This is a genomic window from Mesorhizobium sp. BHbdii, from assembly GCF_053848045.1.
This window is the reverse complement of the sequence record NZ_JBSPKX010000069.1, coordinates 1-630: the sequence shown is the minus strand read 5'-3', so window position 1 is coordinate 630 and position 630 is coordinate 1. Positions and strand designations below refer to the sequence as shown.

Annotated in this window: 1 protein-coding gene; it reads left to right on the top strand. The window is 51.0% G+C overall.

What is annotated here, in order from left to right; genetic code table 11:
- Positions 1-568: hypothetical protein (locus ACWTU8_RS31870; RefSeq protein ID WP_455851260.1), on the top strand; the 568-nt coding region annotated here is incomplete at its 5' end.
- Between the last annotated feature and the right edge of the window lie 62 nt (positions 569-630).

Sequence of the window (630 nt, the reverse complement as noted above, 5' to 3'; positions counted from 1 at the left end):
TGCCTTGTGGCGTTCATTTTGGTCTAAGTTTCTGTTACCTCGGATGGCTCCGTCCAAAAGGGAAGCACAAATGAAAATCATTCGATCCGTTTCAACAGGCGAAATTTCTGATTGCAAGGCCGGCACATTGATTGCGTTGTTCCAAGAAGGCGGAGCGTTAGGCTACGCCATAAAGCTTGATACAAGCGATACTGAAGCGGCTTCACTTGCGGTGCTAAAATCCTTCGACGGAAGTCCGCCTCACTTTCTAAGAATTCACCCGGTCAATGACTGCCTCATATTTGGCGATGATTGGGCGTTTGAAATCGTAACCCCTCGTGGAGATGAAAAGACGTCCGACAGCGAAACCCCGGGTACGGTGATCATCAGCGGGGACCGGACGTTTCTTCGCCTGGGAAGAGACCCAGTAAACATCAGGAGCACAGGAGGATACGTCGATCTTGACTCCTTAAAGCCGGTAATCTCTCTCCCCAGCTTCAAGTTGAGCGTTCAGCGTTGGCGCGTATGGGAAAATGCCAACGAAGTCGGCAACCCAAATAAAACGCCTCTGATGTCGTTTGGTATCTAGCGCACAATTATTAATTTGGCGGGGAGCGGTGACGCTCTCCCCTATGGCCCGGCGAGTATTCC